Here is a 15,605-nt window from a genome sequence, read left to right as displayed (position 1 = left end):
CCCCGCGGCCAACGGTTTCGACCTTGAAACTTCATTTGTTATATATAAGTAACTACAGACAGAAAAAGTTGCAAAAATGTAAATGACGAAAGCGCGGGATGTCTATCGTGCGGGAAGAAATCTATAGCAGCAAATTTTAAAATGCATTTTTTTTGATTATTTTAACCACCCGTTCAGTTTATTTCAAACACAGTGAATTAGACATTTCCTAGTCCATACAGATGCTTGCGACTACGACTGTAGGATGCTCTTATCTTTATAAGACAGTAAGAGAAAACATAGAGGAACGTCCTATATCTCTATTTTTGGCTGGCGGTATTATAGCACCAATCCTAAGCAACGGCATTATTGTTGGGTAGTGATAAAAGGCGTGGCAGTGTATTTCACAGTCCGCCTAACATTTTAGTTAATATATTTAAATCATAGGAACGGATTTCATGAAAGTTAAAGCAATTGCAATGATCATTGGCGCATCCCTGATGGCTAGCACCGCTTACGCCGCTAACCAAGGCGAAGGCAAAATCACCTTCACTGGTTCAATCACTGATGCACCTTGCTCTATCGCTGCGGGTTCACTGGATCAGGTTATCCCATTGGGTGCTGTGTCTAACGTTGCTCTGGCTGCTAATGATAACACCGGTGTTTCTACACCAGAACCTTTCAGCATTGAACTGAAAGATTGTGTCATTGCTACTGCTGGCACCAAAGATAAAGTCACTGTGACCTTCACCGGTGCAGCTTCTTCATATGACTCTAGCAGCCTGGGCCTGATCGGTACTGCTGAAGGTGCTTACATCCTGATGTCTCAGGCTGACGGTGCCAAAGTGGCTCTGAACACCCCTACCGCAGCTCAGACTGTAGCTAACGGCACCAACAACACCCTGAGCTTCACTGCAGCTCTGAAAGGTGGCGGTGAAGACGCTGTGATCAAACCAGGTAGCTTCCAGGTTCCAACCAACTTCGTACTGACCTACCAGTAAGTTTGTTGCGTAATGCTGAACAACCTGCGGCGGTACTGCCGCAGGTTTTTTTTGCGACCCATGGAGTCGGTTAATGAAATGGACTTATGACGTTTCACCTTGTGTGGTGCCTTCCCTGCTGATGTGTTGTGCCCTGGCGTTTTCCGGGAGTGCATTTTCCGCTGATGTGCTGGGGCAGGGGCGCGTCAGCATGGAAGGCGCCATTGTAGAGACGCCTTGTGCAATTGAAGTTGGGGACCGTGACCAGAGTCTGGTGATGGACACTCTCCCGGTCAGCCAACTGATCCGGGATGGTCGCGGGCCAGAAAAAGAGTTTGTTATTCACCTGAGAGATTGTGTGCTGGCTCGTCTTGACCCGAAGGCCGCCAACTGGAAGCACTTTGTTGTGGCTTTCGATGGTGACAGCGACAAAGGTCACTTTGGCCTCTCGGGGGAGGCACGTGGTGTGGCTCTGATGATACGCGATCCGCATGGCACGGTGGCGGCACCGGGGAGTGCTTTGCGTGCTGGGGACATTTCTCCGGGAGAGATGCAACTGCATTACACCCTGAGCCTGGTGGGTAACCAACAGACGTTGCGGGCAGGGGCTTACAGTTCGGCGATACGGTTCAGAATGGATTATTACTAAAGGGACTCTCTACATGGTGCGTTATTTTTCCCGCTCCCTGCTTGCCATCTTGTGTCAGGCCAGCCTTGGCAGCAGCGTATTGCTCGGTGCGGTGAGCGTGGCCCAGGCAAAAGATATCCAGTTCAACACGGATGTCCTGGATCTCAAGGATCGTGACAACATTGATTTAGGCCAGTTTTCGCACCAGGGTTTTATTCTGCCGGGTACTTATGACCTTGCTCTGAGCCTGAATAACCAGGTGCAACCCGCACGCCCGATAACGTTCTTGCCGCCGGAAGACGATCCGAAAGGCAGCCAGGTGTGTCTGAGCAAAGAGATGGTGGACCAGTTGGGTCTGACCAAAGCCGCACTGGCCGGGCTGACCTGGTGGCATCAGGGCGAGTGTCTGGACCTGGCTAGCCTGGATGGGCTTCAGGCTCGTACCGATCTCGGTACCAATACGCTGTACCTGAGTATTCCGCAGGCTCATCTGGAATACAGCAGTGCGAACTGGGATCCGCCGTCGCGCTGGGAAGAGGGGATCCCTGGCATGTTGCTGGATTACAACCTGAATACTCAGGTTCAACGCCAAAACCAGAATGACACTCAGGATTACAACCTCAGCGGTAATGGGGTGGCAGGAGCCAACCTGGGGCCATGGCGATTGCGGGCCAGTTGGCAGACCAGGTTCGACCATCAGAGCGATTCGGCAAGAGAGAATACCCGCAGTTTTGACTGGACACAGTACACCGCCTACCGGGCGATTGCACCGTGGCGCGCCAAGCTGACGTTGGGGGAAGATTTCCTGAATTCCGACATCTTCGACAGCTTCCGTTTCACCGGGGGCAGTCTGGTCTCGGATGACAACATGTTGCCGCCGAACCTGCGGGGCTATGCGCCGGAAGTTACCGGTGTGGCACGCAGCAACGCCAAGGTAGTCATTAGTCAGCAGGGCCGTGTGATCAAGGAAGTGTTGGTCGCCTCCGGGCCATTCCGTATTCAGGATCTCGATAGTGCGGTCTCTGGTGCATTGGATGTGCGGGTTGAAGAAGCCGATGGCAGCGTGCAGAACTTCAAGGTCGATACTGCCACCATTCCGTATCTGACTCGGCCAGGGATGGTGCGTTTCAAGCTGGCGGCAGGTCGTCCATCCGACTTCCAGCATAAGGTCAATGGCCCTATGTTTGCCACGGGTGAGTTTTCCTGGGGCGTGAGTAACGGTTGGTCGCTGTACGGCGGCGGGCTGGGCGGGGATGAATACTCGGCCCTGTCACTGGGGATTGGGCGCGATTTGATGGCGTTAGGTGCCGTGTCTGCGGACGTGACGCAGTCTCGGGCTCGGTTACCGGGTCAAGATACTCAGCAGGGGGGCTCTTACCGCCTGAGCTACTCGAAGCGCTTTGATGATACAGGGAGCCAGGTGACCTTTGCCGGTTATCGGTTTTCAGACAGTGGCTTTCTATCCATGGCGGATTATCTGAGTGCCAGGGACACCCACGACGGAGTAGCGTCGGGACGCAGCAAGGAGATGTACACCGTGTCCTTCAGCCAGCAGTTTGAATCGCTGGCGATGAGCGGGTACCTGAATTACAACCACCAGACCTACTGGAATCAGGCCACCAGCGACCGTTATGACCTGACGGTGGCGCGTTACTTTGACATTGGCCGTTTCCGTAACGTCAACCTGTCGCTGACGGCGTACCGCAACAACTTCAGCAACACCAAGGATGACGGCATGTATCTGTCGCTGTCGTTGCCGTGGGGAAGCAGCGGGATGCTGGGCTATAACGGCTCTTATGCTGCGGGTGACAATACCAACTCGGTGACCTATTCCGATCGGGTCGGTGATACCGACAACTATACGGTCCGGGCTGGGATGGCGAATAGCGATGCTGATTTCAGCGGCTATTACTCACACCGTGGCACCCTGGCACAGGTGAATGGCATGGCCAGTTACCGCTCCGGGCAGTATAGCTCGGCAGGGATGTCGATGTCGGGCGGAGCTACCCTGACGGGTGAAGGCGGCGCTTTACATCGTACATCGATAATGGGCGGGACGCGGATGCTGGTTGATACCGATGGCGTAGCAGGAGTGCCGGTGGGCGGTTATGGCAACACGGTCAACACCAATAGCTTCGGTAAAGCGGTGGTAACGGATGTGAACAGTTATTACCGCAACAGCGTACGTATCGACGTAGACAAACTGGCGGACAACGCCCAGGCCACCGGCTCAGTGCTGCAAGGCACGCTGACCGAAGGGGCCATTGGCTATCGTCACTTTGAAGTCGTGGCAGGTGAGAAGGCGATGGCGGTAATACGTCTGGCCGATGGTTCGGTGCCGCCGTTCGGTGCCACGGTGCTGAACGCCAAGCAACAGGAAACCGGCATGGTGAACGATGCGGGCAACGTCTACCTCAGCGGTATCAAGCCGGGTGAGACCATGACGGTACATTGGAACAATGCCGAACAGTGCCGCATTACGCTGCCGAAAGAAATACCGGTGGGCATGACCGCCAACCTGCTGTTGCCTTGTGTAAAGGGGTAACGGCAGCCAATTGAACCCATTGAACAGTAAGGGCGTCATCGCCTGCCGGCTTAAGAGCCCGCAGGGATGACGTCCGATAGGAAGAGTATAGGTAATGATGATGAAAAGATTTTTTGCGATGAGCCTGTTGGCTGGGGCCGCAGTGGCCACCCTGGTTCCGTCTGCACAGGCGGCTATTTCCCTGGATCGGACCCGCGTGGTGTTCCCAGGGAATGAAAAGTCGGTGAGCCTGACCGTGCGCAATCAGAACCCTGAATTGCCTTATCTGGCACAGGGCTGGCTGGAAGACGCACACGGCACCAAGCTGGAAGGGAACAGCGCGTTTACCGTGCTGCCACCGGTACAGCGTGTCGAACCCAAAGGGCAGACCCAGGTAAAAATCCAGGCAACGCCGGGAGCCAACATGTTGCCACAGGATCGCGAATCGCTGTTCTTCTTCAACCTGCGGGAAATCCCGCCGAAAAGCGACAAGTCGAACGTATTGCAGATAGCGCTGCAAACGCGCATCAAGATGTTCTATCGCCCGGCGGCACTGGCCGAAGAGGCGACCAAACAGCAGGCGACACCGTATCAGGAAAAACTGACGCTGAGCAAAAATGGTGACCAATACACCGTCAACAACCCAACGCCGTATTTTGTGACGTTGATTGGTGCCAGCGCCAAGAAAGAAGGCGACGTGGTGAAAGGTTTTGAACCGGTAATGGTACCACCAAAGGGTAGCGTCAAGCTGGGCGGCAGTGCGGCGGCGTTAGGAGCGACCCCGGTGCTGGTGTATGTCAACGACTACGGCGGTCAACCGGTGCTGACTTTCAAATGCAGTGGCAGCAGCTGCCAGGTGGATGAAAGCAAGCGCGACAAATAATCACCCGGCATCAGTGGTGGTGATGGGCGGTGCCCAGCGGGCATGAGCCGTGACGGAAGAACAAGGAAAACAATCATGGAAAAGAGAAGACTGCCCGGCAAGACGGCAAAGTACTCCGTCCTGAGCAGCATGGTATTGGCTGCCCTGCTTACCCCGATGGCACAGGCCGCAACGGGGTTGATTGACGGTGAACACGGCGTGCTGCGCGTGTCGGGGGCGCTGACCGAAAGCGCCTGCCGCCTGGAGATGAGCAGTGCCGATCAGTCGGTCGAGTTGGGGGGTGTGGGAACGGGTCGCCTGCAACACGTGGGCGATCGCGGAACGGCGGTGGCGGTACAACTGCGTTTGCAAGATTGCATGCGCAGCGCGGCCCACAATCGTGACCAGCAGGGCAACCTGACCTGGAGCACCAACCAGCCTGCGGTGTCGTTGACCTTTACCGGCGTGCAGGATAACTACGAACCCAATCTTTTCCTGGCTCGCGGTGTGGGTGGTATGGGGCTGCGCCTGACGGATGCCTCTCGCCGTGACGTCGTGCCGGGGTTGGCAGGACAACCGCAGTTACTGACACCGGGCAGCAACGTGCTGACCTACTATATCGCGCCGGAGCGCACCGGGGCGCCGCTACAAGCGGGCGCGTATCTGGCCCATGTCAACTTCAGGCTGAGCTATGAATAGGTTTATTAATCGGCCCAAGGGCCGCTCCGCTCTCCAGAGTCTTTGGCGTACCGCTATCGGTACGGTAGGGGGCCTGGCGTTATGCCTGTCTGCGGCACAGGCCAGCAACCAGCTTGCGCTCACCATCAAGGGGATCGTGATGACGGGACCCGGTTGCCTGGTGAATGGCGACACCGCGATTGATGTGAAATTTGGCAATGCCTTACAGACCACCAGCATTGATGGCATTAACTATGCCACGCCGGTGCCGTTTTCCCTGAGCTGTACCGGCAATCCGGCGAGCCTGCGCCTGCGGTTCCAGGGAACGGTCAGCGGCTTTGATTCTGACGTGTTGGCAACCAACTTTGCGGATCTGGGGATCAAGCTGTTGAAACCGGACAGCAGTGCGTTAGCGCTGGGTGAATGGTTTACCTTCGGCTATTCGGCCACGCCGCCTGCCATCAGTGCCGTGCCGGTGAAACGGCCGGGGTCCACTCTGCCGGGTGGGGTGTTCAACAGTACGGCAACGCTGCTGGTGGAGGTGTTATGAAGCAGATAACCGCAGTATGGCCTGTCCTGGCCCTGGCGATCGCTCTGGGTAGCGCGTTACCTGCGCAGGCCGTAGACGTTAAGTTCAGCGGCACCCTGGTGGTGCCACCGCCTTGCGTGATTAACAGCAACAGCGATATTTCCGTGGATTTTGGCAACGATATGCTGGCCGGGCGGATAAATGGGGTGAATTACGAACAGCCCATCACTTATACGTTGGACTGCACTGAAGCGACCTCTGCCACGTTGAAACTGCAATTTCAGGGCGGTGGCGCAGGTTTTGATGCCAGCGTGCTCGCGACCAGTAAAGCCGATCTGGGCCTGGAACTGCGCAGTGACGGCGTCAAGCTGCCGATGAATACCTGGCTCAATTTTACCAACCCGGCTCGTCCGGTGCTGACGGCCGTTCCGGTCAAAGGTAGCAGCCTGAGTGGCGGGACCTTTACCGCAGCGTCGACGCTGGTCGTGGATTATCAGTAAGGGATGACCGATGAAAGCAAAATATGTCGCGCTTGCCGCAGGGCTAGCCATGATGGGCCTGATCGCTCAATCGGCGCATGCCGTGCAGGTGAACTTTCAGGGCGGCCTGGTGGAGGCGTTGCCTTGTACCATCAATAACGGTGGGCTGATCGAAGTAGATTTTGGCGACAATCTGGTGATCCGCAATCTCGACGGAGTACGTTACAGCAAGCCGATACCTTACCAGATTGATTGCAGTGCGGCAGGGGTGGTCAGATTGAGTATTAAGGGGGAGCCGAGCAGTTTTGACAACACGGCCCTTCAAACCAATCTGACGGGGCTAGGTATCCGTATTCTGCTGGGTGGTGGGGTGCCTTTCTCTTGGCAGTACACGCATTTTGAGAATGTTGACGTGCAATCTCCCCCGGAACTGTCCGCAGTCCCAGTGGCCGATCCAGCGCAGCCACCGAGCCCGGGAGCATTTACCGCCCGTGCCACGCTGCTGGCCGAATATCAATAGGAGCCGTTTGATGAAGCAATGGCAAGCATTACCACGGATCGGTCTGGCACTGCTGTTGACCTGCCCGTTTTTATTCTGCGTACCGGCGCAGGCGGTCGAGAACGTGGAATTCAGAGGCGCGCTGGTGAATGCGCCCTGTACCCTGCGCCCGGGTGACGAGGCGATAGAGCTAAACTTTGGCTCGTTGGTTAACAAGTTCCTTTACACCAATACGCGCACCCCTAGCCAGACATTCTCGCTGCATCTGGATGACTGTGATACGGCGGTGGCAACGGGTGTGAAGCTGACCTTTATGGGCACCGAGAGCACCGCATTGCCAGGGCTGTTGGCGCTGGATGCTGCCAGCGTGGCCCGCGGGGTGGCGGTGGGGATGGAAACAAGTGCTGGCCAGGCATTGCCGCTCAATGTCCAGGGCTCCACCACGCCACTGACGCAGGGCAACATGACGATTGCTTTGCAGGCCTATGTGCAGGCAGAACCTACGGCCAAGGCCAACCAAGGGATAGTCGAGGGCGCATTTACGGCCACGGCGACTTTTGCGCTGGAGTACCAGTAGCAAGCCGTGCCGCCGGATAGCGGCCCTTTCCTGAAACCGAGATTTGAGAAATATGTACAACATCGTGAAACGAATGAAATCGCTGATTGCTATACTCTGCCTGACGGCCACTCCGTCCAGCTATGCTGCGTTTACCATCACCAGTGCGCAATTCGACCAGACAACGCTAGAGATGTTCTTCACCTATACCGACGGTGTCGAACAATACGATACAACAAACATCCGCCCGGGCACGACCTCGTTCTTTAACGTGTGTGTGACAAAAAATAATGTTGGGTGGAATGCCTATGCCACTGATACCTACTGCGCCTTTAGTTATTATACTTCCGCCTATGCAAAGAATTACTATTACTGGGCGGATTTCCAAAAGGAATTAATGAAGAGAACGGGGCTCGGATCGGGGGGAAGCTGGAAGGGCAAGGCTAGCAGGGTCAATGCGAACACCGGAACGACTCGCACCTGTGCTGTCTATGAAGGTCCTAACAGCAGGAATGCGAGGCTGACAACGTCGTGCGTCAATACGGTTCTCAGACCCTTCACCACCGGGTGTGATATAACCGGGCCAACGGTTCTCGACCATGGTCTGGTGGACAGCACTGCTTTTGATGGGAATACCGCCAGCCTCACGGCGACGATATCTTGCCCGACGCCAGCCAAGGTTGTCATAACTTTACCCGGGCTATATGATAACACCGTCAATTTCTACAATGGGATACAGTCGACTATCACCGTCAACGGCGCGAAATTCCCGCCGCCAATTACCATTAATGGTTCGGCAGATGTGCAGATTGCATCGACTCTCGCCCCCACGGGGAGTACCGTCAAGGCTGGCGCGTTCAGCGGGTCTGCGGTTGTTGTGGTGGATGTGCTGTAGATAAGCCGTACCACATCACGGCGATGTCATCACCGGAGGAAAGAGACTCTTTTCTCCGGTTTTTTGTTTTTGTCATTCGATCCCAGCGTTAAAGAGTGTCCTCCCCAAAGCGAAACTCGTTTACATCAAACTATCAGGTATACCTTGCAAGGCAATGAAACGAATTTCTTCGGGCTGGGTCAAGAAATTGGCAAACGTCCTGCTGATGGTCCGACCATGAACGTTTCTCTCGAACATAGCAGCGGAACCGGCGATGGTTGGAAACCCCAGCCACCGCCGGGCCCCGCCTGCTCACTGGTGGGCACTGCGGTAGACATCAGCTATGGGGATATTAAGGCCGCTAGCGTGCCAGGATTGAAAAAAAGTTCGGACTTGTACGTTAAATGCACTGCCAGCGCCACGGTTAAAGTCACGCTGATCGGCTACACCTCTAGCGGTATCAAGCTGCGTGCGGATGGTTCACTGACGGCGGATGTACTGGTGCGTGACCAGCCAGCCAATCTCGGCAGCCTTGAGAAGATCGCGGCGAACCAAACGATGAACATACCCATCTCTTCGGTGTTGAAAGTGAACGGTAATCTGGCGGGGGGCGCTTTTAGCGGTTCGGCAGTGATCAATGTGGAGATTCAGTAACGTTCTTTCCTGACAACGTCAGCCTGCGTTTGGCGGGCTGATGCCCTCAGCCGTTTCCGAGCTGTTCCACCCTCGCCAACCGGGCGGGTTATTATTCCCGATTCTCTGCCTTCCTTTTATCTGAGCTTGCCAATCAATAAGCAGGGTAAATGTAATTAGCTAATGTATTAGCGCTAAGGCTATGTGACATTCTGACCGGTTAAAAATAACATGATGAACAATTGATTAGCAAAATAGCGTGACGGTATTTTCATCTTATTACAAAATTTAAAATTCTATTTAGTTAATTTTTGTCTAGCGGGGCGATTAGGAGAAACCTCGTTTGGGCTGGAAGTGGCAGGCCAGCTCTGGTCTTGCTCACAAAACGCGCTTTTGATGAGATAAATCTTATGCTTGTAGGGGGCGGAAAATAACCCGTTAAATTTTTATGGTCTTGTTACTTTTTTAGTTTTAGCCAGCGGGTGGGTAAATCTATTTTTATTTGGTAATCCTTCATCACAATAAGCTATGCTTTAAGCAATCTGTCAGCGACAGATTTTATTAATTCTTGAGCGAGTAATATCCAGCCTAATTGCAATAGGAGTTTTTTGTGGCACAACGTAAATTTCTCACTCTCACCGAAGTTAACAACCTGATGAGTGCTGCCCGGAATAAACAGACCGGGGTACGAGACAGTTGCCTGATCCTGCTTGCCTTCCGCCATGGGTTTCGTATCAGCGAGTTGCTGAACTTGCGTTATCACGACCTGGAAATGATTGAAGGACGGATAAATATACGCCGGCTTAAGAATGGATTCTCTACCGTTCATCCTCTGATGAGTGATGAATGCAAGGCGATTATGGAGTGGAACCAGGTCAGGGCGCAGTGGAAGCCTGCGGTGGATCCACAGATTGTTTTTATCTCCCAGCGTGGTACTCAGCTATCGCGCGGTCAAGCTTGGCGCATTATCCGTGAGGCTGGGGAACTGGCGGGCACCGCTACTCATACGCATCCCCATATGCTGCGCCATGCCTGTGGCTATGAACTGGCGGAAAGGGGCACTGATACACGTTTGATTCAGGATTATCTGGGGCATCGTAACATCAGGCACACCGTGCGATATACCGCCAGCAACGCGGCGCGCTTTGTCGGGATGTGGGATCGTAATGGGTTGGTTATAAAGGATTTTTTGGTAAATAATCAGGTGCAAGATGAAACAATTGGGGCTAAACTGTTCCTAATTCTTAAACGAAAGATAAGAATTTGCAATGCCCAGCATTAGAATATTCCTTGATCAAGATCTATCTAACTGAAAAATAAAGTTATATTTTTTCCTCCGCAAATCACTATCTCCATTCCCTAAATTTTGGCCATTGCGCCAGACCGCTATTGCAAAACCCCAAAACACCTAAAATCACATATCACTGTAAATGACAAAGCATTTAATTTCTTATTTTAAAATTAAATAAATAAAAAATAGTCAATTAATTCAATATTAATGTATTTACCGTTTTTTTATAGGGTGCGACAAAATAGCCCCAAATGTCTCATGTTGCTGGCGAAAACTGAACGGAATAGGGAGGTCCGGCCGTGAGTAGAAATGAAGTCTGTGCGGTTGCCCGCCAGGGGAATCGACCTCCACACTTTTTCATGGTTATGAAACATTATGTGTTCAAAGGAAAATAGTATGAAAATCAAATCACTGGTTGCTGGTATTGCCGCAGTTATTTCTCTGGCTGGCGTCGCTAATGCGGCAACGGTTACTACCGTCAACGGTGGCCCTATCCATTTTAAAGGGGAAGTTGTTAATGCGGCCTGTGCCGTGGATGCCGGTTCTATTGGCCAGACAGTGCAATTGGGGCAGGTTAAAACAACTTCACTGGCTACCGCTGGTGATGTTAGCTCCGCTACCGGGTTCAACATCCAACTGAATGATTGTGATTCAACCGTTGCTACTCAGGCAGCTGTTGCTTTCAGCGGCACAGCGGTTAACGCTACCTATCCTACCGCGCTGGCCCTGCAAGGCTCTGCGGCGGGTAACGCAACCAACGTCGGCGTTCAGATCCTTGACCGCACCGGTACTGCGTTAGCGGTTGATGGCGCTACCTTCAGTGCGGCTACTACGCTCTCTGATGGCACAGTTATTGTTCCATTCCAGGCTCGTTATATCGCGACCGGCGTAGCCACTGCCGGTATTGCCAATGCTGATGCGACCTTCAAGGTGCAGTATCAGTAAGCTGAATTAGCTTATCAAGGATGATGATGACAGGCCAGGGAGGCCTGATTTTCAGCTATCGGAGGCAAGGAGTGTGCGATGTGGAGAATGGGTGCGGGACTCCTGCTAACTCTGCTGTTGGTGGGGAAGGCCGTTGCTGACGATCGTTGGGAGGAACAACCTCTCGGTGGCCTGATGCGCTTTCAGGGTGAAGTGATCGCTGAAACCTGTTCGGTGGAAGCCGGAGATCGCAATTTGACGGTATCGATGGGGAATATCACCACCGACCGGTTTCGTATGCCTGGCGATGAGGCCGATCCAGTCCCCTTTGATTTACATCTGCAGAACTGCACTTCCACGGTCAGTCGTAACGTGGGCGTGATGTTCCATGGCATGGCAGACAGCAATAATCCGCAGGTGCTTTCTGTTGGTGACGGGCCAGGTGTCGCCTCTGGCGTAGCCGTGGCGTTGTTTGATGACAGAGGCCGATTTATTCCACTCAATACCGCGCCGCGGTACTGGGTGCCGTTGCAAGAGGGGCCGGTGATCCTGCATTTCGTAGCGAAATACCGTGCCACCGGACAGCCGGTGAACAATGGTTTGGCTAACGCTCAGGCCTGGTTCGCACTGACTTATCAGTAGGCCTTGGCCGCAAGATGAAAAGTAATAGCGCTGTGAATGTTTGGCCTTTGGCCACGCAGTGTTATGGAAGTCAGATCCTGATGGACGAGGTAAATGTGAGAACAATTTCGAAGGTTGGAAAGGCAATGTCCGTGCTGTTGTTGTTGGCGGCGGGGCATGTGGGTATGGCAAACGCCGGAGTCGGCCTGGGTGCGACCCGGGTGATCTATCCTGCCGATCAGAAGCAGGTGACTTTGGGAGTCAGCAATAACGATGAGAAAAGTACCTATCTGATCCAATCCTGGGTAGAAAACGCCGATGGCCAGAAAGACGGTCGGCTGATTATTACGCCACCGTTATATTTGATGCAGGGAAAAAAAGAGAACACGCTGCGCATTATTGACGCGACTAATCAAAGCTTGCCGAAGGATCGGGAGAGCCTGTTCTGGGTTAACGTCAAAGCGATCCCCTCACTGGACAAATCACGCCAGGATGAAAACACCCTGCAATTGGCTATTACCAGCCGTATCAAACTTTTTTATCGCCCCAATGGGCTGAGTATTGCGCCAGACAAGGCTCCGGAGCAACTGCGTTTTAAACGTAGCGGCAAAGAGTTGACGATCGTCAATCCTACACCCTATTTCATCACGCTGAGCGAGTTGAACGCCGGCACGCGGCAGTTAGCAAACACCATGGTGTCGCCGATGGGATCGACCAATGTGGCGCTCCCCGCCGATGCAGGCAGCGCGATTTCCTATCGGACGATCAACGATTACGGTGCCCAAACGCCGGTATTCAAGGGTGTGATGCAGTAAGGCCTGGAGCCGCCATCCACTTCATCAAGCTATAACCAGATAAATCAGGCAGCCGGGCGACCTGTATCGAACCGGAGGGATCATGCTATACCTGAAAAACGGCACGGAAAGTCGCAGAGTGATAAACGATAACCACCAGGGTGCCCCCATCTTAAAGCTGACTTTAACGCCTTTGGCCTTGATGCTGTGGGCGCTATGTGGCGATGCATCGGCTCGAGCGGAAAATTACTTCAACCCTCGTTTTCTGGCTGACGATCCGGCGAAGGTAGCCGATCTGTCTGGGTTCGAGAAGGGACTTGAGGCGCCTCCGGGTATCTACCGTGTCGACATTTATATGAATGACGGGTTTATGTCGACCCGGGATGTCTCTTTCCGGCCCGATGCCGACAACAAGGCCTTGGTGCCTTGCCTGACTCGCAGCCAACTGGCCACCATGGGCGTCAATACCCGGGCGGTCCCAGGAATGGCCATCTTGGCATCGGAAGCCTGCGTACCCTTAACCTCGCTGATCAAGGAAGCCTCCACTGATTTTGACGTCGGGCGGCAGCGCCTGTCTATCAGTGTTCCCCAGGCTTACATGGGCAACTCTGCCCGTGGTTATATCCCGCCTGACCAGTGGCAAAACGGCATCACTGCCGGGCTGCTCAATTACAGCTTCACCGGCAGTAATGTCCGTAACAGCCAGTCGAGCAACAGCAATTACGCCTTCCTTAACTTACAAAGCGGCGTGAATCTGGGAGCTTGGCGGCTGCGGGATAATACGACCTGGAGCTACACCAGCGGCGGCGGATCGAGTTCTAATCAAAACCGCTGGCAGCACGTCAATACCTACTTGCAGCGGGACATTGCGCTACTGCGCAGTCGCTTGACGTTGGGGGACGGCTATACCTCAGGGGACGTCTTCGACGGCGCGAACTTCCGCGGTGTACAGGTGGCGACGGATGACAATATGTTGCCAGATAGCCAGCGAGGGTATGCTCCCGTGATCCGTGGAATTGCCCGCGGCACCGCCAGAGTCACGGTCAAGCAGAATGGGTTCGAGGTGTACCAAACCACGGTGCCGCCAGGCCCATTTACCATCGACGATCTGTCTGGATCGGGCAGCGGCGGTGATTTGCAGGTCAGCATTCAGGAAGCCGACGGCACGGCTCAGGTCTTTACCGTGCCCTATACGTCGGTTCCTGGGCTGCTGCGCCAAGGGCAGGTGAGATATACGGTGATGGTGGGGCAGTATCGCAGCGGCAACGATCAGCAAGAAAAACCTACCTTTGGCCAGGGCACCCTGATGTGGGGGCTGGCCGACGGCTGGACGCTGTCTGGCGGTACTCAGCTTGCCGATCGCTATCGTGCATTCAACCTTGGGGTGGCTAAAAACCTGGGCATTTTCGGCGCGGTGTCGTTTGACATCACCCAGGCTCGCGCCACCTTGCCGGATGACAGCACCCATCAGGGGCAGTCGCTGCGTTTCCTTTATAACAAGGCATTAAACGAGTGGGGCACCAACCTGCAACTGCTCGGTTACCGCTATTCCACCAGTGGCTATTACGCGCTGGGTGATACGACCTGGCGCCAGATGAGCGGTTATAAGGCGGCAACCGATGAAGGTATTGTCGAACTCATTCCGAAACTTACCGATTACTACAATCTGGCCTACAACAAGCGTGGGCGGTTGCAGATGACGGTGACTCAGCAGGTTGGGGACAATGGCACCTTTTATCTGACCGGTAGCCACCAGACTTATTGGGGGGTAGGTAAGGCGGATGAACAACTGCAGGCCGGTTTCAGCGGTACGTTGGAGGATATCACTTATACCCTCAGCTACAGCCTGACCAAAAATGCCTGGCAGGACGGACGCGACAATATGCTGGCCTTCAACATCAGCATCCCGTTCAGCCATTGGCTGCGTTCCGACAGCCAGTCCGCTTTCAACCGCTCCAGCGTCAGCTACAGCATGTCTGACGATCTGAGCGGTAGGATGACCAATCAGGCTGGGGTGTATGGCACGTTACTGGAGGATAACAACCTGAGTTACAACGTGCAGGCCGGTTACGCCGGAGGCGGAACGGGCACTTCAGGCGGGACGGGTAACACCTCGCTGAACTATCGCGGGGCTTCTGGCAACGCCAACGTGGGTTACAGCCGCAGCAGCGGTACCAGCCAACTGTATTACGGGCTAAGCGGCGGCGTGCTGGCGCATGAGAATGGCATCACCCTGAGTCAACCGCTGAACGACACCTTGATCCTGGTCAAAGCACCGGGGGCGGGTAACGTGTCGGTGGAAAACCAGAGCGGGATACGTACCGACTCGCGGGGGTATGCCGTACTGCCGTTTGCCATGGATTACCGGGAAAACCGTGTGGCGTTGAACCCTAATACGTTGGCAAACAACGTCGAGCTGGATGACGCGGTGGTCAGCGTGGTGCCGAATCACGGCGCGGTGGTGCTGGCCGATTTTAAAACCCATGTCGGGCTGAAGGTACTGATGACGCTGAGCTATAACGGACAGCCGTTGCCATTCGGGACGGTAGTGTCCTTCGATAATGGCCGCTCTGGCAGCATTGTTGCCGACGGTGGGCAGGTCTATCTGACCGGGCTGCCACCAAGTGGCGAGGTGAAAGCCAAATGGGGCGAGGGTGCTGGCGAGCAATGCGTGACGAGTTACCAACTGCCGCCGGAAAGTCAGCAGCGGGCACTTAGCTATCTAACGGCAGTATGCCGATGACGCCGGGCGGG

The 15,605-nt window shown here is 54.4% G+C and carries 16 protein-coding genes; all 16 read left to right on the top strand.

Annotated elements, in window-relative coordinates:
• Positions 1-437: 437 nt before the first annotated feature.
• The 16 genes from AC6HVW_RS17055 to AC6HVW_RS16980 all read left to right on the top strand — a co-directional run bounded on the left by AC6HVW_RS17055 (position 438) and on the right by AC6HVW_RS16980 (position 15,594).
• Entirely contained in the window at positions 438-980 is a 543-nt protein-coding gene (locus AC6HVW_RS17055) for a fimbrial protein (protein WP_071682409.1), read from the top strand.
• A 73-nt stretch (positions 981-1,053) separates the two neighbouring features.
• On the top strand, positions 1,054-1,608 hold the full coding sequence (locus AC6HVW_RS17050; RefSeq protein ID WP_071682408.1) for a fimbrial protein: 555 nt from the start codon (positions 1,054-1,056) through the stop codon (positions 1,606-1,608).
• A gap of 13 nt (positions 1,609-1,621) precedes the next feature.
• Positions 1,622-4,132 carry an outer membrane usher protein gene (locus tag AC6HVW_RS17045; RefSeq protein WP_071682407.1) on the top strand — a complete coding sequence of 837 codons (2,511 nt, stop codon included), beginning with the start codon at positions 1,622-1,624 and terminating at the stop codon, positions 4,130-4,132.
• 100 nt (positions 4,133-4,232) lie between these two features.
• Positions 4,233-4,994, top strand: coding sequence for a fimbria/pilus periplasmic chaperone (locus tag AC6HVW_RS17040; protein ID WP_137751117.1), 762 nt, complete (start codon positions 4,233-4,235; stop codon positions 4,992-4,994).
• Positions 4,995-5,069: 75 nt separating this feature from the next.
• A complete protein-coding gene (locus AC6HVW_RS17035) occupies positions 5,070-5,672 on the top strand; it encodes a fimbrial protein (RefSeq protein WP_071682405.1) in 603 nt (200 codons plus the stop codon).
• Positions 5,665-6,201 carry a fimbrial protein gene (locus tag AC6HVW_RS17030; protein ID WP_071682404.1) on the top strand — a complete coding sequence of 179 codons (537 nt, stop codon included), beginning with the start codon at positions 5,665-5,667 and terminating at the stop codon, positions 6,199-6,201. Before AC6HVW_RS17035 ends, AC6HVW_RS17030 begins: the two co-directional genes overlap by 8 nt.
• Entirely contained in the window at positions 6,198-6,680 is a 483-nt protein-coding gene (locus tag AC6HVW_RS17025; RefSeq protein WP_071682403.1) for a fimbrial protein, read from the top strand. Before AC6HVW_RS17030 ends, AC6HVW_RS17025 begins: the two co-directional genes overlap by 4 nt.
• A 10-nt stretch (positions 6,681-6,690) precedes the next feature.
• On the top strand, positions 6,691-7,179 hold the full coding sequence (locus AC6HVW_RS17020; RefSeq protein WP_071682402.1) for a fimbrial protein: 489 nt from the start codon (positions 6,691-6,693) through the stop codon (positions 7,177-7,179).
• Between the two features lie 10 nt (positions 7,180-7,189).
• Complete coding sequence (locus AC6HVW_RS17015) at positions 7,190-7,735, top strand: fimbrial protein (protein WP_071682401.1); 546 nt, start codon at positions 7,190-7,192, stop codon at positions 7,733-7,735.
• Positions 7,736-7,787: 52 nt separating this feature from the next.
• Positions 7,788-8,609: an MrpH family fimbial adhesin gene (locus AC6HVW_RS17010; protein ID WP_497569568.1), complete on the top strand. Its 822-nt coding sequence runs from the start codon at positions 7,788-7,790 to the stop codon at positions 8,607-8,609.
• Between the two features lie 216 nt (positions 8,610-8,825).
• Positions 8,826-9,242 carry an MrpH family fimbial adhesin gene (locus AC6HVW_RS17005; protein WP_497569567.1) on the top strand — a complete coding sequence of 139 codons (417 nt, stop codon included), beginning with the start codon at positions 8,826-8,828 and terminating at the stop codon, positions 9,240-9,242.
• Between the two features lie 589 nt (positions 9,243-9,831).
• Positions 9,832-10,503, top strand: coding sequence for a tyrosine-type DNA invertase (locus AC6HVW_RS17000; RefSeq protein ID WP_497569566.1), 672 nt, complete (start codon positions 9,832-9,834; stop codon positions 10,501-10,503).
• 405 nt (positions 10,504-10,908) lie between these two features.
• Entirely contained in the window at positions 10,909-11,457 is a 549-nt protein-coding gene (fimA, locus tag AC6HVW_RS16995; protein ID WP_497569565.1) for a type 1 fimbrial major subunit FimA, read from the top strand.
• Between the two features lie 78 nt (positions 11,458-11,535).
• Entirely contained in the window at positions 11,536-12,078 is a 543-nt protein-coding gene (locus AC6HVW_RS16990) for a fimbrial protein (RefSeq protein WP_021179445.1), read from the top strand.
• 125 nt (positions 12,079-12,203) lie between these two features.
• Positions 12,204-12,872, top strand: a complete 669-nt coding sequence (locus tag AC6HVW_RS16985; RefSeq protein ID WP_497569564.1) for a fimbria/pilus periplasmic chaperone — start codon at positions 12,204-12,206, stop codon at positions 12,870-12,872.
• An 82-nt stretch (positions 12,873-12,954) separates the two neighbouring features.
• Positions 12,955-15,594 carry a fimbrial biogenesis usher protein gene (locus AC6HVW_RS16980; RefSeq protein WP_447888041.1) on the top strand — a complete coding sequence of 880 codons (2,640 nt, stop codon included), beginning with the start codon at positions 12,955-12,957 and terminating at the stop codon, positions 15,592-15,594.
• Positions 15,595-15,605 lie beyond the last annotated feature (11 nt).

The organism is Serratia sp. NCCP-200, from assembly GCF_059697885.1.
The sequence above is the reverse complement of the archived record's forward strand: the minus strand, read 5'-3'. Positions and strand labels throughout refer to the sequence as shown.

What these genes read in the sequence shown, in the direction of transcription:
- AC6HVW_RS17055 (WP_071682409.1), top strand. Translation starts at nt 438, where the DNA reads ATGAAAGTTAAAGCAATTGCAATGATCATTGGCGCATCCCTGATGGCT.
- AC6HVW_RS17050 (WP_071682408.1), top strand. Translation starts at nt 1,054, where the DNA reads ATGAAATGGACTTATGACGTTTCACCTTGTGTGGTGCCTTCCCTGCTG.
- AC6HVW_RS17045 (WP_071682407.1), top strand. Translation starts at nt 1,622, where the DNA reads ATGGTGCGTTATTTTTCCCGCTCCCTGCTTGCCATCTTGTGTCAGGCC.
- AC6HVW_RS17040 (WP_137751117.1), top strand. Translation starts at nt 4,233, where the DNA reads ATGAAAAGATTTTTTGCGATGAGCCTGTTGGCTGGGGCCGCAGTGGCC.
- AC6HVW_RS17035 (WP_071682405.1), top strand. Translation starts at nt 5,070, where the DNA reads ATGGAAAAGAGAAGACTGCCCGGCAAGACGGCAAAGTACTCCGTCCTG.
- AC6HVW_RS17030 (WP_071682404.1), top strand. Translation starts at nt 5,665, where the DNA reads ATGAATAGGTTTATTAATCGGCCCAAGGGCCGCTCCGCTCTCCAGAGT.
- AC6HVW_RS17025 (WP_071682403.1), top strand. Translation starts at nt 6,198, where the DNA reads ATGAAGCAGATAACCGCAGTATGGCCTGTCCTGGCCCTGGCGATCGCT.
- AC6HVW_RS17020 (WP_071682402.1), top strand. Translation starts at nt 6,691, where the DNA reads ATGAAAGCAAAATATGTCGCGCTTGCCGCAGGGCTAGCCATGATGGGC.
- AC6HVW_RS17015 (WP_071682401.1), top strand. Translation starts at nt 7,190, where the DNA reads ATGAAGCAATGGCAAGCATTACCACGGATCGGTCTGGCACTGCTGTTG.
- AC6HVW_RS17010 (WP_497569568.1), top strand. Translation starts at nt 7,788, where the DNA reads ATGTACAACATCGTGAAACGAATGAAATCGCTGATTGCTATACTCTGC.
- AC6HVW_RS17005 (WP_497569567.1), top strand. Translation starts at nt 8,826, where the DNA reads ATGAACGTTTCTCTCGAACATAGCAGCGGAACCGGCGATGGTTGGAAA.
- fimA (WP_497569565.1), top strand. Translation starts at nt 10,909, where the DNA reads ATGAAAATCAAATCACTGGTTGCTGGTATTGCCGCAGTTATTTCTCTG.
- AC6HVW_RS16990 (WP_021179445.1), top strand. Translation starts at nt 11,536, where the DNA reads ATGTGGAGAATGGGTGCGGGACTCCTGCTAACTCTGCTGTTGGTGGGG.
- AC6HVW_RS16985 (WP_497569564.1), top strand. Translation starts at nt 12,204, where the DNA reads ATGTCCGTGCTGTTGTTGTTGGCGGCGGGGCATGTGGGTATGGCAAAC.
- AC6HVW_RS16980 (WP_447888041.1), top strand. Translation starts at nt 12,955, where the DNA reads ATGCTATACCTGAAAAACGGCACGGAAAGTCGCAGAGTGATAAACGAT.